This is a genomic window from Pseudomonas sp. PvP025 (genome assembly GCF_017832155.1).
Taxonomy (GTDB): Bacteria; Pseudomonadota; Gammaproteobacteria; order Pseudomonadales; family Pseudomonadaceae; genus Aquipseudomonas.
Genome location: NZ_JAFIBJ010000001.1, coordinates 2417657 through 2433078, shown reverse-complemented (window position 1 = coordinate 2433078; position 15422 = coordinate 2417657). Strand labels below are relative to the sequence as shown.

The 15422-nt window shown below is 63.2% G+C and carries 12 protein-coding genes; 3 read left to right on the top strand and 9 right to left on the bottom strand.

All coding sequences use genetic code 11. The annotated features are described in order from the left end of the window. Positions 1–6: 6 nt before the first annotated feature. The 6 genes from JOE32_RS10065 to ccoN all read right to left on the bottom strand — a co-directional run bounded on the left by JOE32_RS10065 (position 7) and on the right by ccoN (position 4034). Positions 7–417 carry a type II toxin-antitoxin system VapC family toxin gene (locus JOE32_RS10065; protein WP_209983630.1) on the bottom strand — a complete coding sequence of 137 codons (411 nt, stop codon included), beginning with the start codon at positions 415–417 and terminating at the stop codon, positions 7–9. After that, complete coding sequence (locus JOE32_RS10060; RefSeq protein WP_209983628.1) at positions 417–671, bottom strand: type II toxin-antitoxin system Phd/YefM family antitoxin; 255 nt, start codon at positions 669–671, stop codon at positions 417–419. The genes JOE32_RS10065 and JOE32_RS10060 overlap by 1 nt, the downstream gene beginning before the upstream one ends. 121 nt (positions 672–792) lie before the next feature. Further along, entirely contained in the window at positions 793–1797 is a 1005-nt protein-coding gene (gene ccoP / locus JOE32_RS10055) for a cytochrome-c oxidase, cbb3-type subunit III (protein ID WP_209983625.1), read from the bottom strand. After that, complete coding sequence (locus JOE32_RS10050) at positions 1794–1979, bottom strand: cbb3-type cytochrome c oxidase subunit 3 (RefSeq protein ID WP_209983624.1); 186 nt, start codon at positions 1977–1979, stop codon at positions 1794–1796. Before JOE32_RS10050 ends, ccoP begins: the two co-directional genes overlap by 4 nt. Before the next feature lie 4 nt (positions 1980–1983). Then, on the bottom strand, positions 1984–2592 hold the full coding sequence (gene ccoO / locus JOE32_RS10045; protein ID WP_209983622.1) for a cytochrome-c oxidase, cbb3-type subunit II: 609 nt from the start codon (positions 2590–2592) through the stop codon (positions 1984–1986). Then, the gene (gene ccoN, locus JOE32_RS10040) at positions 2592–4034 is read right to left on the bottom strand and encodes a cytochrome-c oxidase, cbb3-type subunit I (RefSeq protein ID WP_209983620.1); all 1443 of its coding nucleotides are present in this window, start codon (positions 4032–4034) and stop codon (positions 2592–2594) included. The genes ccoO and ccoN overlap by 1 nt, the downstream gene beginning before the upstream one ends. Before the next feature lie 312 nt (positions 4035–4346). On the opposite strand from ccoN, the gene JOE32_RS10035 reads away from it, so the two are divergent. Next, a complete protein-coding gene (locus JOE32_RS10035; RefSeq protein WP_209983618.1) occupies positions 4347–5039 on the top strand; it encodes an alpha/beta family hydrolase in 693 nt (230 codons plus the stop codon). Positions 5040–5134: 95 nt separating this feature from the next. On the opposite strand, the gene JOE32_RS10030 is transcribed toward JOE32_RS10035, so the two are convergent. The 3 genes from JOE32_RS10030 to JOE32_RS10020 form a co-directional block, all read right to left on the bottom strand. Further along, the gene (locus tag JOE32_RS10030) at positions 5135–6700 is read right to left on the bottom strand and encodes a PAS domain-containing methyl-accepting chemotaxis protein (RefSeq protein ID WP_003230455.1); all 1566 of its coding nucleotides are present in this window, start codon (positions 6698–6700) and stop codon (positions 5135–5137) included. A gap of 53 nt (positions 6701–6753) precedes the next feature. Beyond that, positions 6754–7653 carry a DMT family transporter gene (locus JOE32_RS10025; protein WP_209983617.1) on the bottom strand — a complete coding sequence of 300 codons (900 nt, stop codon included), beginning with the start codon at positions 7651–7653 and terminating at the stop codon, positions 6754–6756. Positions 7654–7717: 64 nt separating this feature from the next. Continuing rightward, on the bottom strand, positions 7718–9343 hold the full coding sequence (locus JOE32_RS10020) for a methyl-accepting chemotaxis protein (protein WP_209983615.1): 1626 nt from the start codon (positions 9341–9343) through the stop codon (positions 7718–7720). Between the two features lie 306 nt (positions 9344–9649). On the opposite strand from JOE32_RS10020, the gene aceK reads away from it, so the two are divergent. Together aceK and hrpA are read left to right on the top strand one after the other, a co-directional pair. Then, positions 9650–11353, top strand: coding sequence for a bifunctional isocitrate dehydrogenase kinase/phosphatase (aceK, locus tag JOE32_RS10015; protein WP_209983612.1), 1704 nt, complete (start codon positions 9650–9652; stop codon positions 11351–11353). Between the two features lie 150 nt (positions 11354–11503). Further along, positions 11504–15415, top strand: a complete 3912-nt coding sequence (gene hrpA, locus JOE32_RS10010) for an ATP-dependent RNA helicase HrpA (protein WP_209983610.1) — start codon at positions 11504–11506, stop codon at positions 15413–15415. Positions 15416–15422 lie beyond the last annotated feature (7 nt).

Sequence of the window (15422 nt, the reverse complement as noted above, 5' to 3'; positions counted from 1 at the left end):
GGCCGGTCATTGGTCCCATGGATTGATCAGTGGAACGCCGCTGGATTGGAAGTCACTGATGTTACGGGTGACCACCGTGAGTCCATGTACCAACGCAGTCGCGGCAATCAATGCATCACTCTCGTTGGCCTGGTCAGGCACATGCAGGTTGGCGCAACGCAATGCCACGGCTGCGTCAACGGGCAGGATTCTGGCATCGAATGCCGGCATCACGTGGCGCTTGAGCCAGGTACGCAACACCTTGCCCTGCGCCGGGTCTCGTCGCTCCATGCGCAGTACGCCGGTTTCCAGCTCTTTTAAGGTGATCGCCGAGATGAACATGCGCGTAGCGATAATGCTTTTGGCCCAGGCGACCACGTTCGCGTCTGCCCGGGGTTTACGAAGTTCGGAGATGACATTGGTGTCGAGCAAATACATCAAGAGAGGTCCACAGGTCGATGAGTGATCACGGCGCGCCTGGTTTCGAGGTCGATATCGGCCGCTTCCGGCATCACCAACAGGTCAACGATATCGGCGTTGAGACCTGTCAGTTTCTGGTAGTCCTCAATGCTTAGCAGCACATGAGCAGGCTTGCCGCGATCGGTGATGAAAACCGGTCCCTGGCGGGCTGCTTTTTTGGCACCACTTGTGTCCTGATTGAATTCGCGGCTGGAGATCGTCGTGATAGTCATGGGGCATTCCCCTTTCTTGAAATTAATGTAGTCACGTTACTACTTTGGCTGTGTGACGAGCAAGCCCGAGGCTACCAGCGGTCTCTGTCCAGAGCAGAAAAAACACAGTCCTGCCCAGCGCTCACTGCGCGGGGGCCTCGACGGACTTGGCATGCTCCTCAGTCTTCTCATCCCCATGAGACAAGCTGTACACATACGCCGCCAGCACATGCACCTTGTCATTGCCCTGCAGTTGCTCCTGCGCCGGCATCTGGCCCTGGCGGCCGTGGCGGATGGTTTGCTGCAACTGGGCGAAGCTTGATCCGTAGATGAATGCACCCGGGTGCGTCAGGTCCGGCGCGCCCATGGCGGGGTTGCCTTTGCCGGCCGGGCCGTGGCAGGCCGTGCAGGTGGCGGCGAACAGTTTCGCGCCATTGGCCACGTCGGCCCTGGTGCCTTCGGGCAGTGTGCGGCCGTCGAGGTTGCTCAGCACAAAACCTGCCACGTCGGCCACGCCTTGCTCGCCGATGACGGCGGCCCAGCCCGGCATCACCGCTTGGCGGCCTTTCAGGATGGACGCCTTGATGGCGTCAGGCGTGCCACCCCAGCGCCAGTCGGCGTCGGCCAGGTTGGGGAAGCCGTAGGCGCCCTTGGCATCGGAACCGTGGCACACCGAGCAATTGGAGGCGAACAGGCGAGCGCCCATCTTCAAGGCCTTTGGGTCCCTGGCCACGTCCTCGATCGGCATCGCGGCGAATGTGGCAAAGATCGGGCCGAACTTCGCCTGCGACTGGGCCATTTCCTTTTCCCATTCATGCACGGAGGTCCAGCCGGTCTTGCCGTTGGCGAAGGGCGTCTGCCGGTCGTTGTCGAGGTAGTTGTAGCCCGGCAGCAGGCCCTGCCAATTGCCCAGGCCCGGGTACAGCGCCAGGTAACCGAGGGCGAAGACAAGGGTGCCGATGAACAGCATGAACCACCATTTGGGCAACGGGTTGTCGTACTCCTCGATGCCGTCGAACGAGTGACCGACGGTTTCCTCGGTCTGCTCGCTGCGCTGGCCCTTGCGGGTCGACAGCAGCAGCCAGGTGATGGCGAACAGAGTGCCCAGGCTGAGGACGCTGACGTAGAGGCTCCAGAACGTGCTCATTGCTTATCATCCCTGGCGGCTTGCTCGACCTGCTGGAGCGCTTGCGGGTCGTCGGCGAAAGGCAGCAGGGTTGCCTCGTCAAACTCGGCCTTGCGCCGTGGGCTGAACACCCACAACGCCAGGCCGATGAAGGCCACCATCACCACCAGGGTGCCCAGGCCACGAATCATCCCGATATCCATGCGATCACCGTTTGCTCTTGATGAGGGTGCCCAGGCCTTGCAGGTAGGCCACCAGTGCGTCCATTTCAGTCTTGCCCTTGACGGCGGCGGCCGCGCCGGCAATGTCCTGGTCGGTGTAGGGCACGCCCAGGGTGCGCAGCACTTGCATCTTCTTCGCCGTGTCCTTGCCGTCGAGTATGTTTTCGACGAGAAACGGGTACGCCGGCATTTTCGACTCCGGCACCAGGTTGCGCGGGTTGTAGAGGTGCGCGCGGTGCCAGTCATCCGAGTAACGCCCGCCGACCCGCGCCAGGTCCGGCCCGGTGCGCTTGGAGCCCCACAGGAATGGGTGGTCCCACACGCTTTCGCCAGCCACCGAGTAATGGCCGTAACGTTCGGTTTCGGCGCGAAATGGACGGATCATCTGCGAGTGGCAACCCACGCAACCGTTGGCGATGTACACGTCACGCCCTTCCAGCTCCAGCGCGCTGCGCGGCTTCATGCCTTCGATGGGCTTGGTGGTCACGTCCTGGAAAAACAGCGGGACGATCTGGGTCAGCCCGCCGATGCTCACGGCAATGACCATGAAGAAGGCCAGCAGGCCAATATTCTTCTCGACGACGTCATGCTTCATCAGTGCGCTCCCGCAACGGCGATGGCGGCGGCGGCTTCGGCTTGCGCCGGGTCCGAGGCGCGCACGGTGCGCCAGACGTTGTAGGCCATCAGCAGCATGCCGCTGGCAAAGATCGCTCCACCCACGGCCCGCACGATATAGCCCGAATGGCTGGCCTGCAGCGTTTGCACGAAGGAGAAGGTGAGCGTGCCGTCATCGTTGATCGCCCGCCACATCAGGCCCTGGGTGATGCCGTTGACCCACATCGAGGCGATGTAGAGCACGGTGCCGATGGTGGCCAGCCAGAAGTGGCTGTTGATCAGCGCGATGCTGTGCATCTGCGTGCGGCCGTAGAGCCTGGGGATCATGTGGTAAAGCGAGCCGATGGAGATCATCGCCACCCAGCCCAGGGCACCGGCGTGGACATGGCCGATGGTCCAGTCGGTGTAGTGGGAGAGCGCGTTGACGGTCTTGATCGCCATCATCGGCCCCTCGAACGTCGACATGCCGTAGAACGCCAGCGACACCACCAGAAAGCGCAGGATCGGGTCGGTGCGCAGCTTATGCCAGGCGCCGGAGAGGGTCATCATGCCGTTGATCATGCCGCCCCAGCTGGGGGCCAGCAGGATGATCGACATCACCATGCCCAGGGACTGCGCCCAGTCGGGCAATGCGGTGTAGTGCAGGTGGTGGGGGCCCGCCCAGATGTACAGGGTGATCAGCGCCCAGAAATGCACGATGGACAGGCGATAGGAATAAATGGGGCGTTCGGCCTGCTTGGGCACGAAGTAGTACATCATCCCGAGGAAACCGGTGGTGAGGAAAAAGCCGACGGCGTTGTGCCCGTACCACCACTGGATCATCGCGTCTGTTGCGCCGGCATAGGCCGAGTAGGACTTGAACAGGCTGACCGGCAACGATGCGTGGTTGACGATGTGCAGCATCCCCGTCACCAGGATGAACGCACCGTAGAACCAGTTGGCAACGTAGATGTGCCGGGTCTTGCGCTTGACGATGGTGCCGAAGAACACCGTTGCGTAGGCCGCCCACACGATTGCCAGCAAAATCGCGATCGGCCATTCCAGTTCAGCGTATTCCTTGGTGGTGGTGTAGCCCAGCGGCAGGCTGACGATGGCGCCGATGATCACCGCTTGCCAGCCCCAGAAGGTGAATGCGGCGAGGCTGTCGCTGATCAGGCGCGCCTGGCAGGTTCGCTGCACCACGTAATAGGAGGTGGAGAACAACGCGCAGCCACCGAAGGCGAAGATCACCAGATTGGTGTGCAGCGGGCGCAGGCGACCGAAGGTGGTCCAGGGCAGGTCGAAGTTCAATTGCGGCCAGACCAGTTGCAAGGCGATGAATACGCCGAGCCCCATGCCGAGGATGCCCCAGACCACCGTCATGATGGCGAACTGACGGACGACCTTGTAGTTATAAGCAGTCGGGCTGATTGCTGTGCTCATTCCGGGGTTCCACGATTTAGTATTTTTATAGATAAAGCGGCCGCAGTATGGAGAAAGCGAGAGGCCATTGCAACGCACGTGATCACCGCCATCAACCAGGTTGAACGCCAGATTCTGCGGCTTTTCCGTGCTCAGTGTAGGGACAATATCCTAAATTGAAAGCTGATCAAGTGGACAGGAATATTTCCGGGCCTGTCCTGCACGCAAATCCGGCGTCGCAGGAGCGGTGTTGTGGGGGCCTCCAGGTGGTGACAGGCGGTACTTACACGGTAATGTTCATGAGCGACAGACCGATTGAATAGCGAGGCAAGCGTGGGCAAACAGCACAAGGCAAGTATTGACGGGGATCAGTGGGCACACTGTGTGCGGGAACGCGGCTGGTTGTGGGATGCCGCCGCTCAAGGCGCGTCAGGTGAGGCGGTCACATTGATGCTGGCCCATGGCGCCGGCGCGCCGATGGACTCCAGCTTCATGAGCGACATGGCTGCACGCCTTGCCGGGCATGGCGTCAACGTATTGCGTTTCGAGTTTCCCTACATGGCCCAGCGTCGGCTGGACGGCGGCAAACGTCCGCCGAACCCGGCGCCGAAACTGCTGGAGGCCTGGCGGGAGGTGTATGCCGAGGTGCGACGCCATGTCGGCGGCAAACTGGCGATTGGCGGCAAGTCCATGGGCGGGCGCATGGCCAGTTTGCTGGCCGATGAATTGGCGGCCGACGGGCTGGTGTGTCTGGGGTATCCGTTCTATGCGGTGGGCAAGCCGGAGAAACCACGGGTCGAGCATTTGGCCGGGTTGAAGACGCCGAGCTTGATCGTGCAGGGCGAGCGCGATGCGCTGGGCAATCGGGCGGCGGTGGAGGGGTATGCGTTGTCGCCGAGCATCGAGGTGATGTGGCTGGCGGCGGCGGACCATGACTTGAAGCCGTTGAAGGCGTCGGGGTTCAGTCATGAGCAGCATCTGGAGGCTGCGGCGGTGAAGGTGGCAGAGTTTCTCGGTGGCTGTTAGGGCCTCATCGGGAGCAAGCCCCCTCCCACCTTTGATTGGTTCACACATTTCCATTGGTGAACACTGTAAAGGTGGGGGCTTGCTCCCGATAGCGATTACCGGTTGAAACGCTCCACCAGCGAATACTGGGAATTGGCCGTATGGGTCAGCTCTTCGCTCAACTGCGCCGAGTTCATCGCCTGCTCCGAGGTCTGGTCCGCCAGCAACGCAATGGTGCTGATATTGCGGCTGATCTCCTCGGCCACCGAGCTTTGCTCTTCGGTCGCGGCGGCGATCTGGGTGGTCATGTCGGTGATGTGCGCCACCGCTTCGCTGATGCCGACCAGTGCCTGGTCCGCTTCCGTCACCCGCGTCACGCCTTCTTCGGCCTGGCGGCGCCCGGCGTCCATGGTCTGCACGGCGGCGTTGGCGGTCTGTTGCAGCTTGGCGATCAGGGCATGGATCTGCCCGGTGGACTCGGTGGTGCGCTGCGCCAGTTGGCGCACTTCGTCCGCCACCACGGCAAACCCCCGGCCCATCTCACCGGCACGCGCCGCTTCAATGGCGGCGTTCAGTGCCAGCAGGTTGGTCTGGTCGGCAATGCCCTTGATCACGTCGACCACGCCGCCGATTTCATCGCTGTCCTTGGCCAACTGGGTCACGGTCACGCCGGTTTCGCCCACCGCCACCGACAGGCGCTGAATCGCCTCGCGGGTTTCCCCGGCGATGTCGCGACCGCGACCGGTCAGGCGATTGGCTTCCTGGGTCGCGTCCGCCGTGCGCTGCACGTGGCTGGCGACTTCCTGGGTGGTCGCCGCCATCTGGTTGACCGCCGTGGCCACCTGCTCGGTTTCCACGCGCTGGCGTTCCAGGCCGCTGGAGCTGTTATGCGCATAGGTGTTGGATTGCAGCGCCTGGGCGTTCAAGTGTTCGGCAGTGTCCTGCAAGCGCGTAAGGCACGTCTTCAAACGGGCTTCCTGGCTGAGGATCGACATTTCCAGACGCGCCTGGGCGCCACGGCTGTCGGTGTACATCTGCGCGATCAACGGGTCTGAGGTGGTCTGCTCGGCCAGGCGCAGCAAGCGCTTGAGGCCGCGCTGCTGCCAGCGCAGGCCCAGCAGCCCCAACGGCACCGACAACCCGGCCGCCAGGGCGAAGCCCCAGTGGGAATTGAGCGATACGCCGATCATGAAGCTCAACTGGCTCACCAGGATGAACGGCAACCAGTCCTGCAACACCGGCAGCCATTTGTCGCGCCGCGGAATCGCCGACTTGCCCTGGTTGATGCGTTGATAAAGCGCTTCGGCGCGGCGGATCTGTTCGGCGGTGGGCTTGACGCGCACCGACTCGTAGCCGATCACCTGGCTGCCATCGAAGACCGGCGTCACATAGGCGTTGACCCAATAGTGATCGCCACTCTTGCAGCGGTTCTTGACGATGCCCATCCATGGCAGGCCTTGTTTGAGCGTGGTCCACATGTGCGCGAAGACGGCCGCCGGAACGTCCGGGTGACGCACCAGGTTGTGCGGTGCGCGCATCAGTTCGTCATGGCTGAACCCACTGATTTCGACGAAAGCGTCGTTGCAGTAGGTGATAACCCCTTTGGCATCTGTGGTGGAGATCAACCGTTGCTGGGCAGGGAAGGTACGTTCGCGCTGGGTAACGGGCTGGTTATTACGCATGGCAGTTCAATCCGTGAGGCTTTCGGGGGTTATCGGCCGTATCGGAGGTTTATTTAGATTCTTTTTGCAACAATCCGCTGTGGCCGCAGCACCAGCCACAATGCTCCGCCAATCAATACGCCGCCATACATGTGGGCCATCGACAACGGCTCATCCAGCAGCAGCGCGCCCCACAGCACGCCGAACGGCGGGATCAAAAAGGTCGTGGTCATCGACCTCACCGGGCCGATGGCGGTCAGCAGGCGAAAGTACAGGACGTAGGCAAACGCCGTGCACACCAGTCCCAACCCCAGCAGCGACGTCCACACCTGCCAGCCGCCCCAGCTCGCCGGGGGATGGCTGATGGCGCTGTAGGCGAACAGCGGCAACAGAAACAGGGTGGCGCCGAGCATGCTGCCCAAGGCGGACAGACGGCTGTCCAGCCCGCCCTGGCGATCCAGCCAGCGCCGCGCGAGAAACCCGGCAAACCCGTAGCAGGTGGTGGCCAACAGACACGCCAGCGCGCCCATCAGCAAGGGCAGGTCAAACGCCACCGGGCCGGCGCGGGTCAGCACACCCACACCGAACAGGCCCAGGCATACCCCGGCAAATTTCGAGGGGGTCAGGCGTTCGCTGAAGAACAACCCGCCGATCAACACGCCCATCAGCGGCGTGGTGGCGTTGAAGATCGCCGAGTAACCCGCCGGCAGCACCTGGGCGGCCACCGAGTACATCGTGGCGGGGATCCCGGAGTTGATTACGCCCAGCAGCAGCACGGTTTTGAACTTGCCCTGGAAATCCCAGCGCACGCGCATCAGCGCCAGAATCACCAGCAGGCCGGCGGCGGCGATCGACACGCGGAAAAACGCGGTCGGCACACTGCCGATTTCCGGCGCGATGATGCGCATGAACAGAAAGCTCGCGCCCCAGATGGCAGCCAGGCCCAGCAGGTACAGGGTGTCGACAGGTCTCACAGCACATTCCTACCTTGATAAGGCCGCGAGTGTTGCCCAGCGGCCTGCCTGACACAATCGCTAATTAAACGACGAACCGCGTCACCAGCCCATTGAGGTCCACGGCCAGGCGCGACAGTTCCTGGCTGGCGGCCGAGGTCTGGCTGGCGCCGGCGGCGGTCTGGGTCGACAGGGCGCGAATGTTCACCAGGCTGCGGTCGACGTCACGGGCCACCAGCGCCTGTTGCTCGGCGGCGCTGGCGATCACGCGGTTGCGCTGGTTGATCTGCGAGATGGACGCGGTGATTTTCGCCAGCGCGTTGCCGGCGTTGTTGGCCCGCTGCAGGGTATGACCGGCGTGTTCGGCGCTGCTGTTGAGTGCGCCGACGGTGTCCTGGGTGCCTTGCTGGATACTGGTGATCATCTGCTCGATGTCTTCGGTGGAGGCCTGGGTGCGTTGCGCCAGCGAGCGTACTTCATCGGCGACCACCGCAAAGCCGCGTCCGGCCTCGCCTGCGCGGGCCGCTTCAATGGCGGCGTTGAGTGCCAGCAGGTTGGTTTGCCCGGCGATGCCACGGATCACTTCGAGCACCTTGCTGATGTCCTGCGCCTTGGCGGCCAGGCCTTCGGCCTTGTTCGAGGCGCCGAGCACTTCGTCGACCAGGCTCTGGATCGCGCTGATGGTCTGGCTGATCTGGTGGTGGCCGTGTTTGCTGTCCTCGTCCGAGGCCTGCGACGCTTCGGCGCTGGACACTGCGTTGTTGGCCACGTCGTCCACGGCGACGCTCATCTGGGTGACGGCGGTGGCGGCCTGTTCGATTTCATCGTTTTGCGCCTGCAGGCCGCGTGTGCTCTGCGCCATTACCGAACTCATTTCTTCGGCCGCCGAGGCCAGTTGCTGCGCCGACTCACTGATGCCGCGCAAGGTGCCCTGCAATTGCGTCTGCATGCTGGCCAGGGCGGCCAGCAGTTGCGCCGGCTCGTCGCGACCGTGCACGGTCACGGGCTGGCTCAGGTCGCCGGCGGCGATGGTGCGCGCCACTGCCAGCGCCTGGCCCAGCGGCGTGGTGATGCTGCGGGTGAGCAGCCAGGCCAGCAGCAACGTGGCGACCAGCGCGACGACGATGATCAGGCCGACAATCCAGCGCGCACGCGCATACACCTGCGCTGCCGAGTCGGCCGCCGCTTCGACACCCCGCTTGTTGAAGTTGATCAAGGCCTCCAGATGCTGGTTGAGGGCATTGCCCAGGGGCGCCAGGCGGCTGGTGACCAGGTCGATGGCGTCTTGTTGCTGTTCCTTGTCCACCAGGCTGATCATCTGGCCGATGGTACCCATGTAGCTCGCCACCGCAGTGTTGACCTGTTGCAGCAGCGCGCGCTCGTCGTCGTTGCTCGGCAGGCTCTCATGGCTGGCCAGCAACGCCTTGAGCTGACCGGTATTGCGCGTGATCAGGCCTCGGCTGGTGTCGCGGATGCGTGATTCATCGGTGGTAACGAAGCGCAGCGCCTCCAGGCGAATGCCGGCCACGGTGGCGGCGATTTCATGGGCGTTTTCGATGCTCGGCATCCACGAGCGCTCGATGATCAGCGCGCTTTCGCGCAGTTCGGCCATCTGCCCCAGGCCGAACAGGCCGACAATCACCAGCAGGCTGGCCAATACGGCAAAACTCAGACTGGCACGCAGACCAATCCTCATGTTCCTCAACGACATCTCACTGCTCCTCGGGGGGTTGAAACCTGCTCCCGGATCGGTCTTGTGACCTTGTCAGGCTGGGAGGGCGCGGGCTATATATCAAAGCGCCATTAACGTGGTAATCAGGGTTTCCCTTACGGTGTATCAGCACGGTTACATTTGTTAGGGGCCGGATGAGCCGGGCAGGCTTTCCCTGTCAAACGCGCCAGACGGTGCCGTTAAAGGCGTACAGATAAAAAGTCCGAGTCTGAGAGTAGGGATTTGTCGTGCAGTTACTGACCGCTCGGTCGAATAAAAAAACTGAAAATAGTGGAGGTTTCTCCCATGTCCGCCCTCGCCATTGCCCGCACCCTGCTTGACGGCTTCGACGATTACCGTGAGCACTTTCGCCGGATCACCGATGGCGCCCGTGAACGTTTCGAAAAGGCCCAGTGGCAGCAGGGGCAGGCGGCGTCGGCAGCGCGGATCAACTTGTATGAAGAGAAAGTGGCCGAAGTGACGGCGCGCCTGCGGGCAGGTTTCGACAGTGCTGTGTTGCTGCAGAGCAGCAATTGGCCCCAGGTGAAGAGCGCCTATATCGGCCTGATCGACCTGCGCGTCGACGATGAGTTGGCCGAGACCTGGTACAACTCGATCTTCTGCGGCCTCTTCAGCCATGACCTGATCAGCGACGCCTGCATGTTCATCCACACCACGCGGCCAAGCCAGCGCCAGGCGAGGGCGGCGCAGACCCGCCTTTACACGCCGGCCGGGAACCTGTCGGACCTGCTGGCGCAGGTCTTCGCCGACTTCTGTTTCAGCGAGCCCTACGCCGACCTGCCCGGCGACGTGCGCCGCCTCCAGGCGCAATTGCGCGAGAGCCTGCCGGACTGGGTCTGCAAGGACCCGGACCTGAACGTCGAGTTGTTTTCTTCGGTGCTTTACCGCAACAAGGGGGCGTATCTGGTGGGGCGCATCTACACCCACGACGAACAATGGCCGCTGGTGATCCCGCTGCTGCACCGCGAAGGACGTGGCATCCAGATCGATGCGCTGATCACTGACGAAGCGCAGGTGTCGATCATCTTCTCGTTCACCCGTTCCTACTTCATGGTCGACGTGCCGGTGCCGGCTGACTTCATCGGCTTGCTGCGGCGCATCCTGCCGGGCAAGCACATCGCCGAGCTGTACACCTCCATCGGTTTCTACAAGCACGGCAAGTCGGAGTTCTACCGCGCGCTGATCAACCATCTGGCGAGCACCGACGACCGTTTCATCATGGCCCCGGGTGTGCGTGGCATGGTCATGAGCGTGTTCACGCTGCCGGGTTTCAACACCGTGTTCAAGATCATCAAGGACCGATTCTCGCCGTCGAAGAACGTCAACCGCGCCACGGTGATCGAGAAATACCGTCTGGTCAAAAGCGTCGACCGCGTCGGACGCATGGCCGACACCCAGGAGTTCGCCGATTTCCGCTTCCCGCGGAGCAAGTTCGAGCCCGACTGCCTGGCCGAGCTGCTTGAGGTGGCCGCCGGTACCGTTGAGGTGCAAGGCGACACCGTGCTGATTCGCCACTGCTGGACCGAGCGGCGCATGACCCCGCTCAACCTCTACCTGGAACGCGCCAACCCCGCCCAGGTGCGCGAAGCCCTGGACGACTATGGCCTGGCGATCAAGCAACTGGCGGCGGCGAATATCTTCCCCGGCGACATGTTGCTCAAGAACTTCGGCGTCACCCGCCACGGGCGCGTGGTGTTCTACGACTACGACGAAATATGCTTTCTCACCGAAGCCAACTTCCGCCACATTCCCGCGCCGCGCACCCCGGAAGACGAAATGGCCTCCGAGCCCTGGTATTCCATCGGCGCGCTGGACGTGTTCCCGGAAGAGTTCCCGCCGTTCCTGTTTGCCGATGCCGGCCAGCGCACGCTCTTCGATGAGCTGCATGGCGAGCTGTATGATGCCGACTACTGGAAAGGGCTGCAGGACGCGATCCGCGCCGGCAAAGTGATTGATGTGTTCCCGTATCGGCGCAAGGACCCGCTATAAACTGCACACACATCCATGTGGGAGGGGGCTTGCCCCCTCCCACATTTGTTTTCGGTTTACACCCGAGTCGCGCGTGAAGCTTGGCGCTCCCAACCGCTTTTCTGCCACACTTGCCGGCCCCGCCTAAACAGATGACCGTCAAAGTACCTGATGACTGACCAAGCGCCCGCTATCGACCCACTGCTGAAAAACCTCGATCACGCCATGCTCGCCGACCGCCACCGCTTGCGGCGCCAGTTGCTCGAGCTGCGCAAGAAGCCCGATGAGGAGAAGCTGGCGCAGTGGGTGACGCGCATGCAGGCGTCCTGCGCCCAGGTGACCGCGCGGCGCGCGAGCCTGCCGGTGATCCGCTACGACGACAGCCTGCCGATTGCCGCCAAGCGCGATGAAATCAAGGCTGCGTTGAACAAGCATCAGGTACTGATCATTGCCGGCGAGACCGGCTCGGGCAAAACCACCCAGTTGCCGAAAATCTGCCTGGAGATCGGTCGCGGCCAGTACGGCCTGATCGGTCACACCCAGCCACGCCGGATCGCTGCGCGCAGTGTGGCCAGCCGGGTCGCCGAAGAGCTTGCGACCCCATTGGGCGCGTTGGTCGGCTATCAGGTGCGGTTCGAAGACCAGAGCGATTCCAATACCCTGATCAAGCTGATGACCGACGGCATCCTGCTGGCGGAAACCCAGAACGACCGCTACCTGGAACGCTACGACACGATCATCGTCGACGAAGCCCACGAACGCAGCCTGAACATCGATTTTCTGCTCGGCTACCTGAAAACCCTGCTGCCGCGCCGCCCGGACCTGAAAGTCATCATCACCTCGGCGACCATCGACCTGGAGCGTTTCTCCAAACACTTCGACGATGCGCCGATTGTCGAAGTCTCGGGCCGCACCTTCCCGGTGGACACCTGGTACCGGCCGCTGACCCTGGAGCAGGACGAGGAGGGCAACCGCGTCGAGGACGATCTGACCGTCGACCAGGCGATTCTTGCCGCGCTGGATGAAGTCGCAGCCTACGAGCGCAGCGAGCGACGCAGCCCCGGCGATGTGCTGGTGTTTTTGCCCGGCGAGCGCGAGATTCGCGACGCCGCCGAGATGCTGCGCAAGGCCCAGCTCAAGCACACCGAAATTTTGCCGCTGTACGCGCGCCTGTCGCCGGCCGAACAGCAGCGCATTTTCCAGTCCCACCCGGGGCGGCGCGTGGTGCTGGCGACCAACGTCGCGGAAACTTCGCTGACCGTGCCGGGCATCCGTTATGTGATCGACAGCGGCACCGCGCGCATCAGCCGCTACAGCTACCGCGCCAAGGTGCAACGCCTGCCGATCGAGGCAATTTCCCAGGCCAGCGCCAACCAGCGTAAAGGCCGCTGCGGGCGGGTCGAGCCGGGTATCTGCATACGGCTGTACAGCGAAGAAGACTTTATCGGTCGCCCGGAATTCACCGACCCGGAGATTCTGCGCACCAACCTCGCCGCCGTGATCCTGCAGATGCTGCACCTGCGCCTGGGCGAAATCACCGATTTCCCGTTTATCGAACCGCCGGACGGCAAGGCGATCAGCGACGGGTTCAACCTGCTGCAGGAGCTGTCGGCGGTGGATCGCAACAGCCAGCTCACGCCGCTGGGCCGCCAGCTGGCGCGCCTGCCGGTGGACCCGCGGATGGGCCGCATGCTGCTCGAAGCCGCCAAACTCGGCAGTTTGCAGGAAGTGTTGATCGTGGCCAGCGCCATGTCGATCCAGGACCCGCGCGAGCGCCCGCCGGAGCGTCAGCAGGCCGCCGACCAGGCCCACGCCCAGTGGAAGGACCCGGATTCGGACTTCGCCGGGCTGGTCAATCTGTGGCGCGGCTTTGAAGAGCAGCGCCAGGCGTTGACTGCCAGCCCGTTGCGCAACTGGTGTCGCAAGAACTTCCTCAACTACCTGCGCCTGCGCGAATGGCGCGATTCCCATCGCCAGTTGAGCCTGATCTGCCGCGACCTGCAGTTGACCCTCAACAAAGAACCGGCCGACTACCCCAAGCTGCACAAGGCGGTGCTGGTGGGCCTGCTCAGCCAGATCGGACAGAAGACCGAAGACGGCGATTACCTCGGTGCGCGTCAGCGGCGTTTCTGGATTCATCCGTCGTCGGGCATCGGCAAAAAGCGCCCGCAATGGCTGATGACCGCCGAGCTGGTGGAGACCACCAAGCTGTATGCGCGCATGGTCGCCAAGATCGATGCCGATTGGATCGAACCGCTGGCCGGGCACCTGATCAAGAAAAACCATTTCGAGCCGCACTGGGAGAAGAAGCGCGGCCAGGTGGTGGCGTTCGAGCAGATCACCCTGTTCGGGCTGATCGTGGTCGGGCGCCGGCCGGTGCATTACGGGCCGATCGACCCGGTGGTGTCGCGCGAGCTGTTTATCCGCGAGGGCCTGGTGCGTGGCGAGATCCAGTCGCGGGCCAGGTGCCTGAGCGCCAACCAGCAATTGCTGGAGCAGCTCGACGAGCTGGAAGCCAAGGCGCGCCGTCGTGACATTCTGGCCGATGAAGAAACCCTGTACGCGTTCTACGATGCGCGGTTGCCGGCGGAGATTCATCAGACTGCCACCTTCGACAGTTGGTACAAAATCAACAGCCAGAAAGACCCGCAACTGCTGATCATGCGTGAGGAAGACGTGCTGGCCCGCGAGGCCAGTGAAGTCACTGCCGCGCATTACCCGGACACCCTGCACCTGGGCGACCTGGCCCTGGCCTTGAGTTATCACTTCGAACCCAACCACCCGCGCGACGGCGTGACCCTGCGCGTGCCGGCGCCGCTGCTGCCGGCTTTGCCGCCGGAGCGCCTGGAGTGGCTGGTGCCGGGGGTGATCGAGGCCAAGTGCATTGCCCTGGTGCGCAACCTGCCCAAGGCGCTGCGCAAGAACTTTGTGCCGGTGCCGGATTTCGTCAAGGCCGCGCTGCAGCGCATCGAATTCGGCAACGGCTCGCTGCCCCAGGCGCTGGGGCGCGAACTGTTGCGCATGACCGGCGCGCGGGTCAGCGATGACGCCTGGGCCGAGGCGGCGCAGCAGGTGGAAAGCCACCTGAGGATGAACCTGGAAGTGGTCGACGGGCAGGGCAGGTTCCTCGGCGAAGGCCGCGACCTGGCCGAGCTGACCGCACGTTTCGCCGAAGCCAGCCAGGCCGCGTTGGCCGTGCCGCAGACCGCAAAAAGTCAGGAGCCGGTGCAGGCCAGGGCGTTTGCGGCGGTGGCCGAGAAGACCCAGCAGCAGATCGCCGGCCTGTCGATGACGGTGTATCCGGCGCTGGTGGAGGAGAGCGGCACGGTCAAGGAGGGGCGCTTCTCGACGGCCGTCGAGGCCGAGTTTCAGCATCGCCGCGCGTTGCAGCGTCTGCTCCTGCAACAGTTGGCGGAGCCGGCGAAATTCCTGCGCGGCAAACTGCCCGGCCTGACCGAGCTGGGCCTGATGTACCGTGACCTGGGGCGCATCGACGCGCTGGTCGAAGACATCCTGCTGGCCAGCCTCGACAGCTGCGTGCTCGAAGGTCAAGCCAGCCTGCCGCGCGACGGTGCCGGGCTGGCCGCCTTGGCCGAGCGCACGCGGGGCGGTTGGACCGAACACGCCGAACGCCTGGCGCGCCTGACCCTGGAGGTGCTGAAACTCTGGCATGGCCTGCAAAAGCGCTTTAAAGGCAAGATCGACCTGACCCAGGCTGTGGCGCTGAACGATATCAAGCAGCAGCTAAGCCACTTGGTGTACCCGGGGTTTGTGCGGGAAACCCCGGCGCAATGGTTCAAGGAACTGCCGCGCTACCTCAAGGCCATCGAGCAACGCCTGGAGAAATTGCCGGGCCAGGTGCAAAAGGATCGGGTGTGGAGCACCGAACTGGGCGGACTGTGGACGCAGTATGAGAATCGTCTGAAAAAACACGCCCAGGAAGGCAAGCGCGACCCGCAGCTGGCACTCTACCGCTGGTGGCTGGAGGAATACCGGGTGTCACTGTTTGCGCAGCAACTGGGGACCAAAGTACCGATCTCCGACAAGCGCCTGAGCAAGCAGTGGAGCCAGGTAGAGCCCTGAACCGCCG

What these genes read in the sequence shown, in the direction of transcription:
- JOE32_RS10065 (WP_209983630.1), bottom strand. Translation starts at nt 417, where the DNA reads ATGTATTTGCTCGACACCAATGTCATCTCCGAACTTCGTAAACCCCGG.
- JOE32_RS10060 (WP_209983628.1), bottom strand. Translation starts at nt 671, where the DNA reads ATGACTATCACGACGATCTCCAGCCGCGAATTCAATCAGGACACAAGT.
- ccoP (WP_209983625.1), bottom strand. Translation starts at nt 1,797, where the DNA reads ATGAGCACGTTCTGGAGCCTCTACGTCAGCGTCCTCAGCCTGGGCACT.
- JOE32_RS10050 (WP_209983624.1), bottom strand. Translation starts at nt 1,979, where the DNA reads ATGGATATCGGGATGATTCGTGGCCTGGGCACCCTGGTGGTGATGGTG.
- ccoO (WP_209983622.1), bottom strand. Translation starts at nt 2,592, where the DNA reads ATGAAGCATGACGTCGTCGAGAAGAATATTGGCCTGCTGGCCTTCTTC.
- ccoN (WP_209983620.1), bottom strand. Translation starts at nt 4,034, where the DNA reads ATGAGCACAGCAATCAGCCCGACTGCTTATAACTACAAGGTCGTCCGT.
- JOE32_RS10030 (WP_003230455.1), bottom strand. Translation starts at nt 6,700, where the DNA reads ATGCGTAATAACCAGCCCGTTACCCAGCGCGAACGTACCTTCCCTGCC.
- JOE32_RS10020 (WP_209983615.1), bottom strand. Translation starts at nt 9,343, where the DNA reads ATGTCGTTGAGGAACATGAGGATTGGTCTGCGTGCCAGTCTGAGTTTT.
- aceK (WP_209983612.1), top strand. Translation starts at nt 9,650, where the DNA reads ATGTCCGCCCTCGCCATTGCCCGCACCCTGCTTGACGGCTTCGACGAT.
- hrpA (WP_209983610.1), top strand. Translation starts at nt 11,504, where the DNA reads ATGACTGACCAAGCGCCCGCTATCGACCCACTGCTGAAAAACCTCGAT.